This is a genomic window from Mesorhizobium calcicola, from assembly GCF_042682105.1.
Lineage (GTDB): Bacteria > Pseudomonadota > Alphaproteobacteria > Rhizobiales > Rhizobiaceae > Mesorhizobium > Mesorhizobium calcicola.
Genome location: NZ_JBHUGY010000064.1, coordinates 147373 through 164165 on the forward strand (window position 1 = coordinate 147373; position 16793 = coordinate 164165).

Genomic DNA, 16793 nt, shown 5'->3' on the forward strand with positions numbered 1-16793 from the left:
ATCCGGTATAGGCTGAGGCGATGGCCGACGTCCTGTTCTACCACCTGACCGAATCGACGCTCGAGGATGCGCTGCCAGGCCTCTTGGAGCGCAGCGTCGACCGCGGCTGGCGCGTCGTGGTGCAGACCGGCACTGAGGAACGCCGCGATGCTCTCGACCAGCATCTTTGGACTTTCCGTGACGATTCGTTCCTGGCGCACGCGACCGATCGTGAGGCCTATCCCGGTGAACAGCCGATCTTGTTGACCACCGGCGACGGCAATCCCAACGACGCGAAGATCCGCTTCCTGGTCGATGGCGCCATGCCGCCCGAGCTTGGCGGCTACGAGCGTGCGGTGTTCCTGTTCGACGGCCACGATGCCGCCCAGGTCGAAGCGGCCCGGGGGCACTGGAAGACGATGAAAGATGCCGGCCATGCCATCACCTACTGGCAGCAGACTCCGGACCGCCGCTGGGAGCGCAAGGCGTAGACGGCTTTAACGGTCGCCGATCGTCACCTTGTTGATTTTCGTGCCGGGAGGAAGGTCTTTTATCTGCCCGTGGATCTGGCGCCAACCGCTTTGTAGGTTGATAGGCGCCAACTCGTCGCATGTGCTCGGGGGCTCGGCCATGGCCAGCTCGAAGCCGCTACCGGCGTTATCGAGCGCTATGCCAGTGGCGGGGCAGGCGACGCCTCAGTGCGCCGTGGCGCATGCCGCTCGGCGCGCCATACAGCAAGCGGATCGATCCGGGAACGCCGACATGAAGAACATCCACGATCGTTATGGCGACGCCATTATCGGCTTGTCGCGGATGACACTGTCTACGGCTTTGCCTTTATCCGGTTCTGTTTCCAGGTGACGTAGTCGCCATATTTTATTTTCATGAACTCGTCCGCCAGGTTGCGATGCGAGTTCCTGAAAACGTACCAGTCGCCATCCGGAATCTTGCGTTGGTAAAGCACCCTGCCGGCTTGGCGATGCTCGAAACAGGTGAGGGCGTTGGAGTCGCCTCCTGCTCCGTGCCATTTTGCGCGGAAGCAAAGCTTGCCTCCTCCAGGGATGAACCAGATGCCGTCGCCGTAGCCCAGCTTGCCCTTGTCCGAGGTCCAGGCGCTGAATTGACGGCGCTGCATGGCAAAATATCCAGCGCCGTTTCGACCCCAGAGCCACGAACGGTTCTGATACATCTGGTAGATACCCTCATCGGGCACCGCCTCGGCCTGCTTGGCCAGTTCGGCGACTTGCGCCGCTGTCTTGGCAGTCGCGGGAAGCTGCAAGGCGAAGACACCTATGGAACAGGCAAGCGCCGTTCCGATACAATTCCCCAGCACTCGTTTCACAACTCTACCCCCATTATTTTACGCCACGCCCGGTTTTGCACCACGCCCGGTACAGCATCCCCGGAGCATCATGTCGAAAAGATGCGAAGCGGTTTTCGGACGACATCATGCTCTATCTTTGATCTAGAGGCGGATTTCAGATTTCAGGTCGATTCGACCTGAAATCATCCGGCTCTAGGGCAAGACATGCTGGGTAACCCTCCAATCGGGCAGCCCATAGTCACCCAACCACGGCCACACTTCCTTCTGGTTGAAGTAGACGACCGAGGTCAGAGCAGGAAATTCCGAATAGGACTTGCGGGTATCGATTTCCCATCGCGAGACATATTCCTGCTTCCCGACATAGCCGAGCTCCGCCACCACGACCGGCTTGTTGAAGCCCGCGACGCGGTCATAGCCGGGCTTCAGCGCCTCGGCGAACGTCCGGTCATGACCGGTCTCGTTATTGTCCTTTTTCTGCAGGCCGAACACCGACAGGCCGATGACGTCGACGTAGTCGTCGCCAGGGTAATATTTTTCCAGACCCTCTTCGCCCTTGGGTGACCACATATATTTGGCGGCCGGGGCCGCCTTGCGGCAGAGATCGACTTCACGTTTGTAGGCCGCGATATAGTCCTTTGGCGCCCAGTTGGCCCAGGTGAAGCGGCCGTTCTTGTCCTCCATTTCCTGCGCCCAGCGAATGGTTACAGGGCTCTTCATGGCGCCTGCCAGGTTGCAGATTGCCTGCATGTTGGCGTCATACTTGCCGCTCAATATGCCGTTGCGCAGTTCGATCGGGGTGATGCGCCAGTCCTTCGACCAGGTCCATGGCTCAACCGTGATCAACAGCGAACGTCCACGCTGAAGGGCATAGGCATCGGCCAAGGGAAGGCTCGCCAGATCGACGTCTTCCCAGGGCAGGAACAGCTCTTCGATGCTGGCGCTCTTGTCGGCACTGAAGTCCCCGTAGGGATCATAGGAACCGAACGCCGAAGCGGCGCTGCTCGTCTGAACGGGGTCCGTTGCCGCCGCGGAGCCGGCGCCTCCCGCGGTGGGGAACGCGGCGCTTCCGCCCAATACCAGCGCGATTGCAAGTGCATTTGTTGCGGAGTTCTTCATGTTGATCTCCCATGGCTTCGACATCCTGCGGAAGTTGAAGCTTCGCCCGTGCGCGGCGATGCCTGATCGACGCGACTACCCAAGACCGATCGGCTCTATTGGTGGAATCTGCGGGATTTCGGAGCGACCACCGGCAGGCTTGCGAACCTCGCACAGGGCCCACCCAACAAACTATTATCTCTCAAGGCGCCGACATCGAGGAGCTACGGAGAGAAGGATCGCCGCGATACTCACAAATTCGCGTCAATATCCCGATATATTATCCCTAGCTAAATTAAGAGCCGGTCGCGACCAAGAGTCAAGGACAATTAACGGTTGATTAACCCTGTCGCCCGAAACATGGTTAACGCTTCTCCCGAGCCTGCTCCGCCACCGAACAGCTTCGGCCCGTCAGCGAACTTTCAACACTGAAAAGTTTGCCGGCTCGTCATTGCGAGGCTGGGTCGGTGACGTTTTATTCCCCTCCCGATTCAAGGTGTTAGACTAACCAGACCTCAACAATTGTAGTTAACGAACGCTTAATTTAGTTGACTCTAAGAAAGCGTGAGCTGATTCTACCGTCGGGATTTGAGAGCTTTCAGCCATCTGTCGGTGGAAGCCCAAAGTGGCGGCGAGTAAGTGTATGGGTGCTTCCGTTCAGGCAGGCACTGTCGGCCGTACAAGCAGACGGGCACGTCGACCTGAGACGGCCCTGGCCGCCACTGCGCGGAAGGGTCCCTTTCTGGTGCCTGTGCTGTCGACCACCCAGCAATGGGTCTTGAGACTGGCCCTGGTTTTCTGGTTCGTCACGCTGGGATTTTTCTGGTTCTGGTGGCTGAAGCCCGAGCATGTCGAGCATGTCGGGCCATACGCATTCGCGACACTCATTCTGGTGTGGCTGACGCTCATGCCGTTGTACTTCCTCCTGAACGTGCATGCGTCGAAAAAGCCGTCCAAGCTTCACACGATCCTGAAGCGTTCGCGGGTCGCGATGGTGGTCACCAAGGCCCCATCCGAACCGTTTGCCGTGGTTGCGCGCACGCTCGAAGCGATGCTGGCGCAGGATTATCCACATGATACATGGCTGGCCGACGAGGACCCATCCGAGGAGACGATCGCCTGGTGCGATGCCCACAACGTCATGATTTCGACCCGGCGGGGCCGGGAAGATTATCATCGCAAGGTGTGGCCACGCCGGACGCGCTGCAAAGAGGGGAACCTGGCATTTTTCTACGATCACTATGGCTATGAGCGCTATGATTTCGTCGCTCAGATGGATGCCGACCACGTACCAACGCCAACCTATCTCCGGGAAATCCTGTTTCCTTTCGCCGATCCTGCGGTTGGCTATGTCTCGGCGCCGAGCATTTGCGACAACAATGCCGTTGACAGCTGGTCGGCGCGCGGCCGGCTGTTTCCGGAAGGGATGTTTCACGGGCCCCTGCAGTCCGGCCACACGGGCGGTGGAGCTCCGCTTTGCATCGGCTCGCACTATGCCGTGCGAACCACCGCGCTGAGGCAAGCGGGTGGTCTTGGCCCGGAACTGGCCGAGGATCATTCCACGTCGATGCTGATCAATGCGGCCGGATGGCGCGGTGTGCATGCCATCGACGCCATCGCGCATGGCGACGGCCCGCAAACCTTTGCTGATCTTGTCACGCAGGAATTCCAGTGGTCGCGGAGCCTGATGACGATCTTGCTCGAATACTCGCCCAGCTACCTTTCCAAGCTGCCGCGACGGTTGAAATTTCAGTTCCTGTTTTGCCAGCTTTGGTATCCGCTGTTCGCCGTGTTTGCGCTTCTGATGTACGTCATGCCGATCTATGCGCTGTGTTCGGGCCAGAACTTTGCCGACGTGATGTATGCCGACTTCCTGTTCTACTATGCTCCGAACTCGATTGCCCTCATCGTCCTCGTGATGATGCTGAAGGCGTTCGGCCTTTCGCGCCCGATCACCGCCAAGACGCTCAGCTGGGAGGGGACGCTGTTCCTGTTCTTCGCGCGTTGGCCATGGGTGCTCGCCGGCACGCTGTCGTCGATCCGCGATTTCCTGACCAAATCCTTCGTCGATTTCCGCGTTACCCCCAAGGGGAGCGGTCCCAAGGACCTTCTGCCCGCCCGCGTCATCGTTCCCTATGTGGTGCTTGCGGTTGGTGCGTCCTTGCCGGTTCTTCTCGTGGATCATCCTTCGAACGCCACCGGCTTCTACTGGCTCGCCGCGTTCAATGCGTTGATCTACGGGCTGCTGGTGGTTGTGATCGTCACCAGGCACCTCATCGAGAACAGGATTTCGCTGCGCGCCAATATTGTGAAACTCGCCTGGCAGGCATCGCTCGCCTGTATTGCGCTCTCGGTTCCGGCCGTGGGATTTTACGACCGCGGACTGGAAGGCATATATGGGCTGCAGCAGGGCGCTGGTCGCGTCCGCATCGTCAGGATCGCCTATGTGGTTTCCGGTGCTGGCCGGGGCGAAGCCGGCGACCGCAATTTCTACTTCGATCCGGGCTGGAACGAGAGTCGGTGACAAACAAGAAGAGATGAGATGGTACGCTAGCCGGCCCTGTCCCACCCTCAGCCGGTTGTCATTTGGAGGATCACTTCCGTGGCTGGTATCCTGTCGATCCGCTGCTTTCTGTTGACGATGATTGTTGCGCAGCCGCTGTTGGTCAGCGGCCCAAACGCCGCGACGGCCGAGGAAGTCGACGTGTCGGCGGTCGCCGCGGCGGCGCCGATCACCCCGGCGGAATTGGTTCCCCTCTATGCCGACCGCACATGGGTCTGGGAAAATGGCGCTGCCTATTTTGCCAAGGATGGGCGCCAGTTTCGCGCCTGGACCGGCGGCGCCAATGCATCGATCGGCCAGGGCAGGTGGTTGGTCACCAAGAATGGCAAATTATGCATGGATGCAAAATGGAAGACGCTTGCCGGTAGCACGCAGGGGCGAGCCTGCTTCAGCCATCACAGATTGGGCGGCACGATATACCAGATGAAGGATCCGCGCGGCTCCTGGTATGTTTTTCAGGCGTCGCCGGCGCAGCTCGGGCAGGAGTACGACAAGTTCAAATCCGGAGATACGACAGCTGCGACTTTCGAAAAGACACGTCAGATGATCAGCCCCGACCAGCAGCCAGATCCAGTCAAAAGCGGCGGTTGAGCGGAACTGCACCCCCGCGCCGGTCCCCATCCTGACAGGTTGAGCATACAACCCAGATTCGTCTCTGTTTTGAGCAGGCTGCTGCTCTTGCCGGGCGGCTGTCACGGCATTGGCGAATCACTTATCGTGAAGCTCAAGCGGTCAGGCCTGTGGGGTCGGCGCGCTGACTGCGGATTGATCGCATTTCAATAGAATCTGACGGAACGACCAGACGGCAAGCTCACCATATGGTTTTCATGAATTTTAATAAGTGATGTCTAATGTTCCTGCGTATGTGGTAGCGAGCGGTCGCTTACGCGGCGTGAAAGCGACGAAAGCAAAGTATGTCGCAACTCGCCTCTGGCAGGGGACACCTAATGAAAAATTTCGCAATAGGCGCGTTTGGCTCAGGCAAAAACAACGCGTTTGTCATTGTGGCTGCGGTGGTGGTCGCGATGGTTTCAGGTTGTCAGAGTATGGATGCAACCAAAACCAATTCGATCCTCGTCAAGCCTGTGGTCCACTCGCTTCGCGGCAAACCCGCGGTCCAGCCGGTCCGCGCCAGGTCCACGGTTCATTCGCTCAGAAGCGAGCCTCTTGTCCAGATGACGAGCGCAGTGCGGGCGATTGAAAAGGCTTACGCCTTTGCATCGCCGCAGCGGGTCAAGGTCCGCACGCCGGCGCCGGTGAAAGCCTCTTACAATCCGGGCAATGGCGGCCCGTTCCTGGGGAATTCGCCTTATATCTGCAGCCCTAGCGGATTTGGCCAACGCGCGAGCTGCCGCCCCCGCTATTCCTGAGCCATCGAACGGCGACAGGCGCTGCCGCCTTGGTTGGCGGCAGTCTCATCGGTTTCGCCTCCAGACCAAAAAATGGGGCAGCCGTCCTGACGATCGTGTCGATGTCGGAAAGCTCCGGCATAAAGCCAAGATGTTCGCGCGCGCTTGCCGGATCGGCGTAGAGCTCCGCCGGGTCTCCCGGGCGCCGGGTCCTGAGGACGACTGGAACCGATCTTGACGTCATTCGGCTGACCGCCTGGACAATCTCCTTGATGGACACGCCCCGCCCTGTGCCGAGGTTGACCGCCAGGCTTTGTCCGCCGCCCTCGAGATGCATGAGAGCTTTCAGATGGGCGCGGGCCAGATCGCTGACGTGGATATAATCCCGCACGCACGTGCCGTCCGACGTGTCGTAGTCCGTGCCGAAAACCTCGATCTCGTCGATGATGCCTGATGCGGCCATGAGCACCCTGGGAACCAGGTGCGTTTCGGGCGAATGCCACTCGCCAAGCTCGCCGTCGGGGTCGGCGCCGCAAGCGTTGAAATAGCGCAAGATGACAAATTTCATTCCGTATGCGGACGCATAGTCGCCGATGATCTGTTCGCCCATCAGCTTGGTGCGCCCGTAGGGGCTGATCGGATTTTGCGAGGAGGTCTCGCGAATGGGCAACGCTTCCGGCACGCCGTAGGTTGCGCAGCTGCTGGAGAAGATGATGGTCTCGATGGTGTTCGCGCGCGCCGCATCAAGCACCGCGATGGTGCCCGTCACATTGGTCGAATAGTATTCAGCCGGCTCGTGAACGGACTCGCCGACATAGGCCAGCGCCGCAAAGTGGATGACCGCTGCCGGCCGGTGGGTCTTCATCGCCCGCTGCAGCGCATTCCGGTCCCGGATGTCGCCGACGACAAGCGGCCCCCAGGCGACGGATTTCTCGTTGCCGCGGCTCAGATTGTCGAAAACCACCGGCAAATAGCCGGCGGCGGCCAACTGCTTGCAGGTGTGGCTGCCGATGAAGCCGGCACCACCGGTCACCAGGATTGTAGGGCGGGCCATGACGCTGCGGCTCCTTTGACCAGCTTGCTCCCGTAGAGCAGGGTGTCGAAATAGTCGACGGTATGCGCGAGCCCCTGGCTCAGGCTGATTTTCGGCTCCCAACCGAGATTGTCCCTGGCAAAGGAAATGTCCGGCTTGCGCTGTCTGGGATCGTCGACCGGCAGCGGCCGATGCACGATCTTCGATCGGGAGTTGGTGTGGTCGACGACCAGCGTCGCCAGTTCCATGATCGTGAATTCGCCGGGGTTGCCGAGATTGACCGGATGCTTGGGCGCACTCGGCGCATTCATCAGCCGGACAAAGCCCTCGATCAGGTCGTCGGCATAGCAGAAGGAACGCGTCTGCAGGCCGCTGCCATAGACGGTCAGGTCTTCGCCGCGCAGCGCCTGGACGATGAAGTTCGAAACCACGCGCCCATCGTCGGGCTGCATGCGGCGGCCATAGGTGTTGAAAATGCGGGCGACGCGGACATCGAGGCCATATGTTCTCGAATAGTCGAAGAACAGGGTCTCGGCCGAGCGCTTGCCCTCATCGTAGCAGGACCGCGGTCCGTGCGTGTTGACGTTGCCGAAATAGCTCTCGGGCTGTGGGTGCACGAAAGGGTCGCCATAGACTTCGGACGTCGATGCCTGGAATATCTTGGCGTTGTTCTGCCGCGCCAGTTCCAGAAGGTTCAGCGAACCAAGCACGCTTGTCTTGAAAGTATGGATCGGGTCTTCCTGGTAGTGCGGCGGAGAGGCTGGGCAGGCGAGATTGTAGATCTCATCGAATTGAAGACCCAAAGGCAATGCATCGACGATGTCGTGCTCGATGCACGTGAATCTCGGATTGCGCAGCAGGACATTGAGATTGTATCGCTTGCCAGTGTGGAAATTATCCAGCGCGACAACGTCATATCCGTCCCGCAAAAGACGTTCACACAGATGCGATCCCAAAAATCCCGCACCTCCGGCGACCAGGGCGCGGCTTCGTTTTTGGTTGGCGCCCCTTTGACTGTTCCCGGATTCCAGTTTCAGGACCTTGATGAGCTTACTCATGCTGCCTCACACGCACCCGCACGCTACCGCCGGGCCGGGACAAGAGCATTGCCCGGCCACGTCCTTGAGAACGTGACAACCCTCCGCGTCGGCGGAATCGCCATCATTGATGTGCTTTAATTGTTCTGTGGGTTCGCGGAGCTGGTGCTGCTACACGATCTGTATGCTGCCGTTCAGCATTTCTCTGCGCCGCGAAATCTCGATTACACGCTTGGTGCCATCATCGTCGATTGCCCGCCCAAATTGCACATCCCAACGCATCAAAAATATACCTGTGAAAATTCCAGTCAACTAATTTAGCAATTCCTTAATTAACTCTGTTTGTGAATGGTTAACCATAAGGCCGACGCCGGGCTTCTCGACCACGCCGCCAATCTGGTTGCTCCCGATGGTCGCACCGCGCGAACTGCGACGCGAGAAGGGCACGCCTTACGCGGAACCCGGCCTTGGCGATCCCAAGGGGAGTGACGACGAGATCCCGGATTTCATGCTGGGGCGTCCGATCCTGATCAACCGGCCGATCGTGGTGGACCCACTCGGCATTGTTGGGACCAGCGGCAAGCGGGTGCTCCGGATGGGCATGACCCGTCATCGGCGGGCCATGCCATGATCTCGGGCAGCAGGTTTTTGATCCCAGCCTTCACTCCCCGCCCATTTCCTTCTTGAACGTCTCGAAATCGACCTGCATTCCATTGAAGATGGTGCTCCAGTGGCGGGTCAGTGCTGCCATTGCCACGGCTTCCTGAATCTCCTCGTCGGTGGCGCCGGCGCGCTTGGCGTCCTGGGTGTCCGACCAGATGCAGTAGTTGCAGGGAATCTGCGCCGCCACCGCCAGCGAGATCAGCGACTTGACCTTTGGCGGCAGCGCCGTCTTGTCGCTGAGTTCGATGGCCTTGACCTCGGCCCAGGCTCCGGGCAGGCCCGCTTTGGGAAACTGCTTCACAAAGCTGGGCACGCCGCCCATGGTCGACTGGATGTCCTTGATGGTTGCATCGTATTCATCGGCATGGGCTGAGGCCGCGCCGAAGGAGAGGACGCAGGCCGCGGCGGTGAGCAGGAAGGCACGGCGGATGGAAGAGTGCAGGGATTCGACGATGCGACGGTTCGACATGATTTTCACCTCTGGTCTTTGTTAGCCTTACTGTGTAAGGTAGAGTGGAAAATGAACCTTACAGTGTAAGTTGTCAAGCGACGCCATGGACTCATCGATCAAAAAAAAGAGAATGCGCGGGCGGCTGTCTCGCGAGATGATCGAGGACGCGGCCTTCGAGGTGATCGAGAGGGAGGGGCTTGCCGGCTTTTCGATGCGCAAGCTGGCGGCCGCGCTCGGCTGTGAGGCGATGAGCATCTACCATCACTTTCCCTCGCAGGCGCATCTTTACGAGGCGCTGGTCGATCGGCAGATGAGCGCGATTGTCATCCCCGATGACAGCGTGCCCTGGCGCGAAAGGATCCGTATCGGCATGCAGGAATACCGTCGCGTCGCGACCGAGCATCCGGCCTTCGCGCCGTTCGTTGTCGTCTACCGCATGAATTCGCCGCCATGCCTTGCCAAGCTGGACGGTGTCATCGGCCTGTTCGAAGCGGGAGGCTTCGGTCCGGAGCTGAGCGCACGGCTGTTCCGCGCCGCCAGCTATTACCTTATGGGTGCGATCCTCGACGAGACCGCGGGCTACGCCAAAGGCCCTTCGGCGGTGACCACGGTCAGTGACGAGCAGCTGGCGAGGGATTTTCCCAGCGTCAGGACAGCCGGGGCCTATTTCGGAAGCGCCGGTTTCCACAAGACCTTCGAGCTTGGCCTCGACATGCTACTGGACGAGATGGAGCGTATCCGCGACGGTGCCAATGGAGGATAGTCGCATCAAGGGGGGCTTTATTCGCATGCGCTTTCTGTTTGTCCTGATCCTGCTCGCCGGCACGGGCATCAGTGTCATCTATCCCTGGGCGATGAGCAATTTCTCCGGTCACGAGATCGGCACCTGGCGCGTCTATGAGCAGGGCCGCTTCAAGCCGCTGACGGTGCCGCTCGGCAGCCGCGACGCGCCGGTGCGGGTGCTTGTCGACCTGACCGCAAGAGCCGAGCGCATTGTCTCGCAGCAGCGCACGGTGCTGACGCTGACATCAGCCACCAATGGCCGCACGGTGCTCGCCTCGACGCTGCAGTTCAACCATGCCGACAATCCGCGCCAGGCCAGCCCGCAACTGCCCGATAAGATTTTTCGCGATGAGGCCGGCGTGATCGCGACCGTCAGCCCCGGTCCGTACCTCTTCACCGTCGGTCCGGGTGATGCCGAGGACATTCCGATGCGGGCGGTCGATCTCATCCTGCGCTCCGGCGTCGGCGAGATCGACAGCCGCGCACGACCGGTTGGCTACTCGCTGATGGCGATCGGCCTGGTCGGGTTTCTGCTGACCTTGCGGACTGCTGGCGGGCGGCCGGCAAATCCGAATTCGCAGCCGCCACCGCCACGCTGGGGCAGGGGCCCCAAGTGAACTACCGCCACGCCTATCACGCCGGAAACTTTGCCGACGTCGTCAAGCATGTCGTGCTGACACGACTGCTTGAATATCTCAAGCAGAAGGACAAGGCGTTTCGTGTTGTCGACACCCATGCAGGAATCGGCCGCTACGATCTGTCCTCGGTCGAGGCGCAGAAGACTGGCGAGTGGCAAGGCGGCATCGGCCGGTTGATCGATGCCCCGCTCAGCCGCACGGTGGCGGAACTGCTCGCGCCCTATCTGGAAGCCGTGCGGTCGCTCAATCCCGACGGCGGCATCCAGAAATATCCGGGCTCGCCGCTGATTGCGCGTCATCTCATGCGCAAGCAGGACCGGCTGTCGGCGATCGAACTGCACCCCAAGGACGCGGGCAAGCTGCGGACACTCTTTGCCGGCGATTTCCAGGCCCGTGTCATTGAGCTCGACGGCTGGCTGGCGCTCGGCGCGCATCTGCCGCCGAAGGAAAAGCGCGGCCTGGTGCTCATCGATCCGCCATTCGAGGAAGCCGGCGAATTCGAACGCCTCGTCGACGGGCTCATAAGGGCGCACAAGCGCTGGCCCGGCGGCATCTATGCGCTGTGGTATCCGATCAAAGACCGCAAGGCGATCATCGCGTTCCGCAAGGCGCTGAAGCAATCCGGCATCCCGAAGCTGCTCGACATAGAATTCGAGATCAGGCCCGCCTCTTCGCAACCCAGCCTCGACGGCAGCGGCCTGCTGGTGGTCAACCCGCCTTTCACGCTGGAGGGCGAACTGCGGACGCTGCTGCCGGCGCTACACGGATTGCTCGCCGTGGAAAGGCCGGCGCACTGGTCAATGGAATGGCTGGCCGGCGAGCAGGCTTGACGGAGGCGAACTGGGCAAAGATCGGCAATCAGCTGCGGGGTTCGCGCTGGTCGGTCTGAGAGCGGTTTTCGTAAGTCGACTGACTTGCCGGACGAGGCGACGCTCAGCGCTTGGCGACGATGCGCGGAAGCGATCACCGGAGCCATTCCGGTTCCATGCAAGTCCGGCTTTGGCCAACGCGGTTTCGAACTGGGAAACCATCGTCAGCGCAACCGCTTGACCGCCGCCAAGCGAATCCGCAGAGTGCGCGCAATCGACCTTGAGAGGCTGCCATGACTCGCTTCGCCAAATCCGCACTTGCTGCCCTGATTTCGCTCTGCACTCCGCTTGCCGTGCCTCTCGGCGTCACCCAGGCCGTGCAGGCGGCCGACCTCGGCGTCTATTCCGACGATGATGGCGGCGTCTGCGGCGAAGCCTGGGTGCTCAACAAGATCACCAGCCGCTTTTCCTATCAGGTGCGTCACGTGCCGCATCTGCCGGACGTGCAGATCACCGATTTCCGGCGCATCCATCAGCATCGTTATCTGGCGGCCAACGACACCTGGCCGATCGGCCGCCGCTACTGCGGCGCCACCGTCAGCCTGTCAGACGGCCGTGACCGCACCATCTGGTATCTGATCGAGGAAGGCCAGGGCTTCGCCTCGATCGGCGACAATGTCGAATTCTGCGTCTCGGGCTTCGACCGCTGGATGGTCTACAACGGCCGCTGCCGCGTCCTGCGCTAAACGCGGCTTTCCCGCCGGCAGGCAAATCGGCTAGCCTGAACGCCCGAGAGCGACAGGCCAGTTCGGGAGTCTTCATGGACCTTGCCACCATCCTTGCCTTCACGGCGGCCTTCTTCGTGTTCGCTGCCAGTCCCGGTCCGGACAACATGACGATCGTCGCCCGTACGATCTCCAGCGGTGCTGCGTCGGGCATTGCCTATGGCGCGGGCACGGTGGTCGGCATTCTCATCTTCCTGGTCCTCGCCGCCTTCGGCCTGTCGATGATCGCCGCCAAGATGGCGATCGTCATGATGGTGCTTCGCTATGGCGGAGCGGCCTATCTGATCTGGATGGGCATCAGGCTGTGGACCGCCGTGCCCGTGGTGCCGGACCTGCAACCCGTCTCCGGACGATGCGGGCTGCTGACGATCTTCGCTACGGGTATCGCGCTCAACCTCGGCAATCCGAAAATGCCGCTGTTCTATGTGGCGCAGCTGCCGAACGTGGTCGGCGCGGCGCTCGACGCTGGTCATCTCGGTGTGCTGACGATGGTGATCCTGGCTGTCGAACTCGTGGTGATCGGCGGCCATGTCATCCTCGCCGGCCGCGCCCGCGGCCTGCTGCGCACGCCAAAGATCGTGCGTAGGGTCAACCGTGCGGCGGGCGGTGTGATGATCGGCGCCGGCGTCGCCGTGGTCGCCACGCGTTAGAGCAATTCCAGGAAAAGTGCGAAACGGCTTTCCGTCCGGAATTGCGTCAAACAAGAGTTAGAGAGATTTCGCCCAATCGCAGCGCTATTTTTTGCGCTGCGCCGCCTCGGCCTGATCGAGAATTTTGCGCAGAAAAGCGACGTGACCGCGGAACGCGCGCCGTCCGCTCGTCGTTGCCCTGATGCGAGTCTGCGGCCGGCGCCCGACGAACAGCTTTTCGATCTCGACATAACCGGCCCTGGCCAGCGTATCGAGATGCGCGCCAAGATTGCCGTCGGTGACGCCCACGATGGCCTTCAGCCGGGTGAATTCCAGCATCTCGCGCGTTTCCAGCATGTTCAGGGCGACCATGATCCTGAGCCGCGTGCTCTGGTGGATGATTTCGTCCGCGCTCATCGATCGGCTCCGAAGGGACGAAGCCGACGACCACAGACGAGGTCGCCATGGAACGCGATCTCGGGCAACGACAGCGCCGCTTGCTCTTGTGCGATCGACATCGAAACGCTCCTCTGCCCCACGCAGAATACTCTGTGATGTAGAGTCATCTGTCAATTCACGCGCAAGCGGGTGACGGGATCATGCTTGACAAGGTGATGCGGCGATCGGTCGTCGCATTGCTCTGGTGATCTGTGTAGATCGTCCGCTTCAACGAGATGATCGTACGATCGAGCAGCAGGTCATGATGTTCGCGGCCGAAGATCAACGCACAAAGCCGCTCGCTGACCTTCAGGGGCGCCGGTCTCGCAGGGCGCGGAGAGTGTCGGCGGCGAACTGCTGGCAGTGATCGAAGATCAGCAGAGAATCTTTGCGGTGATCAGCATGATCGTGTGCCATCCGTAACCAAAATTTAAGCTGCAGAAATCACTCTATTGCTTCGCTGGCTAGAGAGCCGCGAGTCAGATATGCATTGCCCGCCGAGGTCATTCACGGCCGTCGGCGTAACGCAAGGGGCATGACATGGCGAAACAGTCGTCTAAGGCGCCGGCATCCAAGACACCGGCAAAGAAAGCACCCGTGAAAGCAGCAACGGCGAAGGTCGCGGCAGCGGTGAAGAAAGCAGCACCTGCGGCCAAGCCGAAGGCAGCGCCGGCAAAGGCAAAAGCAGCGCCGGCCAAGAAGCCGGCAGCAGCCAAGGCCGCGGCGAAACCGGCAGTGAAGAAGGCAGCGCCGGCGAAGGCAGCGGCAAAGCCGGCCGCCAAGGCAGCACCGGCCAAGAAGCCGGCAGCCAAGGCGGCGGCGAAACCCGCGGCGAAGCCCGCAGCCAAGAAGGCAGCTCCCGCGAAGGCCGCGGCCAAGCCCGCCGCCAAGGCAGCACCGGCTAAGAAAGCAGCACCGGCCAAGAAAGCGGCGGCGGCAGCAACAAAGCCCGCCGTGAAGAAAGCAGCGGCCCCCAAGGCCAAGGCAGCGCCGGCAAAGGCGAAGGCGCCGGCCAAGAAGTAGACCGCGTCTCGTTGGAGCACTGTGTGTCCTGCTGGATGCGCGGAGAACGCTTCGACACTTGCGATCGGCGCATGATCATTCCGGAAACCGGAACTGGTTTTCGGGCCGTGCGCAAGACCGTCGGAGAAGGGGGCCAGGGCAGCAAAGCGAGGCGCCGGACAGGCTGCCTCGCTTGCTCGCATCGTTTGGCTTTCTTTCGCGCCTGGTCATGAAGCGAATGCCCCGCCGCAAAGCCGGGGTTGCGGAGGATTGAAACGCAGGTCGGGTGTTCCGCTCTGCCGAGTTTTTCTTGCTCCGTCTGGATCGCGTATCCGTCTGTAGCCAGGTCACGGTGGCCATGGCAGGAAACCTTCACCGGTTTTCTGGCAGTTGGTTTTTTGTCGCCTGGCCATTGCCGGGCAGCCGCTCCCGGGCAAAAGTGCCGGCCGGCAAACAGGAACCCGATCATGCCCAGACTGCTCTATGCTTCTTCTTCTCCCTACAGTTCCAAAGTGCGCATGGCAGCAGCCTATGCCGGCATCGCCATCGATCTCGTGCCGGTCAAGACCGAGGACAAACCGGCCGAACTGACCGGCGCCAATCCACTGGGCAAGATCCCGGTGCTGGTGCTCGACGACGGCCGCTCGATCCATGACAGCCGCGCCATTACCCAGCACCTCAATCGTGTTTCGAAGAACGCGCTGTTTCCGCGCAATCCCGACAAGCGCCTCGAGGCGGAAGTGCTGGAGGCGTTGGCGGATGGCATTTGCGACTGTGCGCTGTCGATGGTCTATGAACGACGCACGCGGCCTGAAGAGATGGTCTATCAGCCCTGGCTCGATCGCCAGTGGGCAAAGATCACGGCAGCGCTCGATCTGCTCAACGCCAACCCGCCAAAGCTGCCGAAGAAGATCACCGCCGGCCACATGGCCCTGCGCGCCTGCCTCGGCTACCTCTCACTGCGCTTTGCCGGAAAATGGGAAAAGGGCCGCGCCCGGCTGATACGCTGGGCAGCGCGCTTCGACGAGAAATTTCCGGAGCTGAAAGGTTGCATCCCCGGGTGATCGATTGATCACCCCGGGTGATCTTGTTGATCACCCCAGGGGTGATCGATTCCCCAAATGACCCATTGGACACAAAAAAAGCCGGGCGCGAGGCCCGGCTTTTTCGTGTCGTGGCTTGAACGACTTAGAACTTCATACCGACGCCGAAGGTGACGCGGTTGTCGGTGGCCTTTACGTTGCCGATACCACCACCGAAGTCCTTGCTGCCGAAATCGGTGTAGCGATACTCGACGCGGCCGAAGACATTGTCGGTCAGCTTGATGTCAGTACCGACGCCGGCGGTCCAGCCGAGCATGGTAGCGCGATCGCTGGTGCCAAGGACAGTGTCTTCCACCTTCAGGCTCCTGCCGGCGAGACCGCCGGTGCCATAGAGCAGGATTTCCGGGGTCACGGCATAGCCAAGACGGGCACGCAGCGAGCCTTCGAAGCCAGCCTTGGAGTCGATGCCGTTATCGTCGCCCTTGACGCCGTTGTAGCCGAGTTCGGCTTCAGCACCGTAGACGAAGTTCTCCTGCTGCCACTGGTAGCCGCCGAAGGCACTGCCGATGAAACCCTTGGTGTCGGTTTCAACGCCGAAATCCCTTTCCTTGGTACGGCCGCTGAAGCCATAGCCAACATTGAGACCGGCATAGGGGCCAGCCCAGGATGCGACGGGGAGTTCGGCAACCGGGGCGGGTGCCGGCGGCTCTTCCTGGACGACGTCCGCGGCGTAGGCGGTTCCGCTGAGGGCGAAGAGCCCGAGCGCCACGGCCAGCGGCCGTGCGAATTTGAGATTGGCTTGCATTGTTCTTTACTCCTTAAGCCACAGGACACAGGCTTGTTTTCTCACGATCGCCATCGACCCGTCCGGGGGGTGAAACGGATCTGGCGTTCGTCGGTTCCAAATGTCGTGTCAAAATGCGGCTGAAGCGAACCTGAACTTGGGTCATTCCCCGGCGCGATTGAGGCGGAACCTTGACGTTGCATCTTCGCAACAGCGAAATGGCAGGAGCCGCTTCATGCCGCACGGCACGCCGCTTGGTGCAAGGAGTCCAGCGTCCTATATTGCGAACGGGGGCTCCGGGTCCAGGACGAGTCGGAACGCCCAAACGGTCGTTTCGCCACAATGCTGCCCAAGGTGCGAACGCCACTTAACGCATGCCGGGCCACAT

General features: G+C 60.9%; 18 protein-coding genes and 1 pseudogene. 12 read left to right on the forward strand and 7 right to left on the reverse strand.

What is annotated here, in order from left to right:
* Positions 1-20 precede the first annotated feature (20 nt).
* Positions 21-470: a DNA polymerase III subunit chi gene (locus tag ACFSQT_RS33685; protein ID WP_379026180.1), complete on the forward strand. Its 450-nt coding sequence runs from the start codon at positions 21-23 to the stop codon at positions 468-470.
* Between the two features lie 332 nt (positions 471-802).
* On the opposite strand, the gene ACFSQT_RS33690 is transcribed toward ACFSQT_RS33685, so the two are convergent.
* Both ACFSQT_RS33690 and ACFSQT_RS33695 read right to left on the reverse strand, forming a co-directional pair.
* Complete coding sequence (locus ACFSQT_RS33690) at positions 803-1258, reverse strand: DUF995 domain-containing protein (protein WP_379026182.1); 456 nt, start codon at positions 1256-1258, stop codon at positions 803-805.
* A gap of 237 nt (positions 1259-1495) precedes the next feature.
* Positions 1496-2419 (reverse strand): glycoside hydrolase family 26 protein, encoded by a 924-nt coding sequence (locus ACFSQT_RS33695; RefSeq protein ID WP_379026184.1) that lies wholly within the window; start codon positions 2417-2419, stop codon positions 1496-1498.
* A 622-nt stretch (positions 2420-3041) separates the two neighbouring features.
* Between ACFSQT_RS33695 and ACFSQT_RS33700 the strand changes: the two genes are divergently transcribed.
* The 3 genes from ACFSQT_RS33700 to ACFSQT_RS33710 all read left to right on the forward strand — a co-directional run bounded on the left by ACFSQT_RS33700 (position 3042) and on the right by ACFSQT_RS33710 (position 6331).
* Complete coding sequence (locus tag ACFSQT_RS33700; protein WP_379026186.1) at positions 3042-4922, forward strand: glycosyltransferase family 2 protein; 1881 nt, start codon at positions 3042-3044, stop codon at positions 4920-4922.
* Positions 4923-5000: 78 nt separating this feature from the next.
* A complete protein-coding gene (locus tag ACFSQT_RS33705; protein ID WP_379026188.1) occupies positions 5001-5552 on the forward strand; it encodes a DUF995 domain-containing protein in 552 nt (183 codons plus the stop codon).
* 356 nt (positions 5553-5908) lie between these two features.
* Complete coding sequence (locus ACFSQT_RS33710; protein WP_379026190.1) at positions 5909-6331, forward strand: hypothetical protein; 423 nt, start codon at positions 5909-5911, stop codon at positions 6329-6331.
* Here the strand turns inward: ACFSQT_RS33710 and galE are convergent.
* On the reverse strand, positions 6285-7364 hold the full coding sequence (gene galE, locus ACFSQT_RS33715) for a UDP-glucose 4-epimerase GalE (protein ID WP_379026192.1): 1080 nt from the start codon (positions 7362-7364) through the stop codon (positions 6285-6287). The two genes, ACFSQT_RS33710 and galE, sit on opposite strands and share 47 nt — an antisense overlap.
* On the reverse strand, positions 7340-8401 hold the full coding sequence (locus ACFSQT_RS33720; RefSeq protein WP_379026194.1) for a UDP-glucuronic acid decarboxylase family protein: 1062 nt from the start codon (positions 8399-8401) through the stop codon (positions 7340-7342). Before ACFSQT_RS33720 ends, galE begins: the two co-directional genes overlap by 25 nt.
* 391 nt (positions 8402-8792) lie before the next feature.
* On the opposite strand from ACFSQT_RS33720, the pseudogene ACFSQT_RS33725 reads away from it, so the two are divergent.
* Positions 8793-8942, forward strand: a pseudogene (locus ACFSQT_RS33725) (ArsC/Spx/MgsR family protein); the annotation flags it as partial.
* 99 nt (positions 8943-9041) lie between these two features.
* Here the strand turns inward: ACFSQT_RS33725 and ACFSQT_RS33730 are convergent.
* Positions 9042-9512: a carboxymuconolactone decarboxylase family protein gene (locus ACFSQT_RS33730; protein ID WP_379026196.1), complete on the reverse strand. Its 471-nt coding sequence runs from the start codon at positions 9510-9512 to the stop codon at positions 9042-9044.
* Positions 9513-9624: 112 nt separating this feature from the next.
* On the opposite strand from ACFSQT_RS33730, the gene ACFSQT_RS33735 reads away from it, so the two are divergent.
* The 5 genes from ACFSQT_RS33735 (at position 9625) to ACFSQT_RS33755 (ending at position 13159) form a co-directional block, all read left to right on the forward strand.
* Positions 9625-10257 carry a TetR/AcrR family transcriptional regulator gene (locus ACFSQT_RS33735; protein WP_379026198.1) on the forward strand — a complete coding sequence of 211 codons (633 nt, stop codon included), beginning with the start codon at positions 9625-9627 and terminating at the stop codon, positions 10255-10257.
* A gap of 25 nt (positions 10258-10282) precedes the next feature.
* Positions 10283-10894, forward strand: coding sequence for a hypothetical protein (locus ACFSQT_RS33740; protein ID WP_379026200.1), 612 nt, complete (start codon positions 10283-10285; stop codon positions 10892-10894).
* Positions 10891-11745 (forward strand): 23S rRNA (adenine(2030)-N(6))-methyltransferase RlmJ, encoded by an 855-nt coding sequence (locus ACFSQT_RS33745; RefSeq protein ID WP_379026202.1) that lies wholly within the window; start codon positions 10891-10893, stop codon positions 11743-11745. Before ACFSQT_RS33740 ends, ACFSQT_RS33745 begins: the two co-directional genes overlap by 4 nt.
* Positions 11746-12017: 272 nt before the next feature.
* The gene (locus ACFSQT_RS33750) at positions 12018-12470 is read left to right on the forward strand and encodes a hypothetical protein (protein WP_379026204.1); all 453 of its coding nucleotides are present in this window, start codon (positions 12018-12020) and stop codon (positions 12468-12470) included.
* A 74-nt stretch (positions 12471-12544) separates the two neighbouring features.
* Positions 12545-13159, forward strand: coding sequence for a LysE family translocator (locus tag ACFSQT_RS33755; RefSeq protein ID WP_379026206.1), 615 nt, complete (start codon positions 12545-12547; stop codon positions 13157-13159).
* A gap of 84 nt (positions 13160-13243) precedes the next feature.
* On the opposite strand, the gene ACFSQT_RS33760 is transcribed toward ACFSQT_RS33755, so the two are convergent.
* Positions 13244-13555, reverse strand: coding sequence for a transcriptional regulator (locus ACFSQT_RS33760; protein WP_379026208.1), 312 nt, complete (start codon positions 13553-13555; stop codon positions 13244-13246).
* Between the two features lie 618 nt (positions 13556-14173).
* Between ACFSQT_RS33760 and ACFSQT_RS33765 the strand changes: the two genes are divergently transcribed.
* Positions 14174-14599: a hypothetical protein gene (locus ACFSQT_RS33765; protein ID WP_379026210.1), complete on the forward strand. Its 426-nt coding sequence runs from the start codon at positions 14174-14176 to the stop codon at positions 14597-14599.
* Positions 14600-15045: 446 nt separating this feature from the next.
* Positions 15046-15642 carry a glutathione S-transferase family protein gene (locus tag ACFSQT_RS33770; protein WP_379026212.1) on the forward strand — a complete coding sequence of 199 codons (597 nt, stop codon included), beginning with the start codon at positions 15046-15048 and terminating at the stop codon, positions 15640-15642.
* A 124-nt stretch (positions 15643-15766) separates the two neighbouring features.
* Here ACFSQT_RS33770 and ACFSQT_RS33775 read toward each other — a convergent pair whose 3' ends face one another.
* A complete protein-coding gene (locus ACFSQT_RS33775; protein ID WP_379026214.1) occupies positions 15767-16426 on the reverse strand; it encodes an outer membrane protein in 660 nt (219 codons plus the stop codon).
* Between the last annotated feature and the right edge of the window lie 367 nt (positions 16427-16793).

What these genes read in the sequence shown, in the direction of transcription:
- ACFSQT_RS33775 (WP_379026214.1), bottom strand. Translation starts at nt 16,426, where the DNA reads ATGCAAGCCAATCTCAAATTCGCACGGCCGCTGGCCGTGGCGCTCGGG.
- galE (WP_379026192.1), bottom strand. Translation starts at nt 7,364, where the DNA reads ATGGCCCGCCCTACAATCCTGGTGACCGGTGGTGCCGGCTTCATCGGC.
- ACFSQT_RS33750 (WP_379026204.1), top strand. Translation starts at nt 12,018, where the DNA reads ATGACTCGCTTCGCCAAATCCGCACTTGCTGCCCTGATTTCGCTCTGC.
- ACFSQT_RS33730 (WP_379026196.1), bottom strand. Translation starts at nt 9,512, where the DNA reads ATGTCGAACCGTCGCATCGTCGAATCCCTGCACTCTTCCATCCGCCGT.
- ACFSQT_RS33700 (WP_379026186.1), top strand. Translation starts at nt 3,042, where the DNA reads ATGGGTGCTTCCGTTCAGGCAGGCACTGTCGGCCGTACAAGCAGACGG.
- ACFSQT_RS33770 (WP_379026212.1), top strand. Translation starts at nt 15,046, where the DNA reads ATGCCCAGACTGCTCTATGCTTCTTCTTCTCCCTACAGTTCCAAAGTG.
- ACFSQT_RS33755 (WP_379026206.1), top strand. Translation starts at nt 12,545, where the DNA reads ATGGACCTTGCCACCATCCTTGCCTTCACGGCGGCCTTCTTCGTGTTC.
- ACFSQT_RS33710 (WP_379026190.1), top strand. Translation starts at nt 5,909, where the DNA reads ATGAAAAATTTCGCAATAGGCGCGTTTGGCTCAGGCAAAAACAACGCG.
- ACFSQT_RS33760 (WP_379026208.1), bottom strand. Translation starts at nt 13,555, where the DNA reads ATGAGCGCGGACGAAATCATCCACCAGAGCACGCGGCTCAGGATCATG.
- ACFSQT_RS33720 (WP_379026194.1), bottom strand. Translation starts at nt 8,401, where the DNA reads ATGAGTAAGCTCATCAAGGTCCTGAAACTGGAATCCGGGAACAGTCAA.
- ACFSQT_RS33695 (WP_379026184.1), bottom strand. Translation starts at nt 2,419, where the DNA reads ATGAAGAACTCCGCAACAAATGCACTTGCAATCGCGCTGGTATTGGGC.
- ACFSQT_RS33685 (WP_379026180.1), top strand. Translation starts at nt 21, where the DNA reads ATGGCCGACGTCCTGTTCTACCACCTGACCGAATCGACGCTCGAGGAT.
- ACFSQT_RS33740 (WP_379026200.1), top strand. Translation starts at nt 10,283, where the DNA reads ATGCGCTTTCTGTTTGTCCTGATCCTGCTCGCCGGCACGGGCATCAGT.
- ACFSQT_RS33735 (WP_379026198.1), top strand. Translation starts at nt 9,625, where the DNA reads ATGCGCGGGCGGCTGTCTCGCGAGATGATCGAGGACGCGGCCTTCGAG.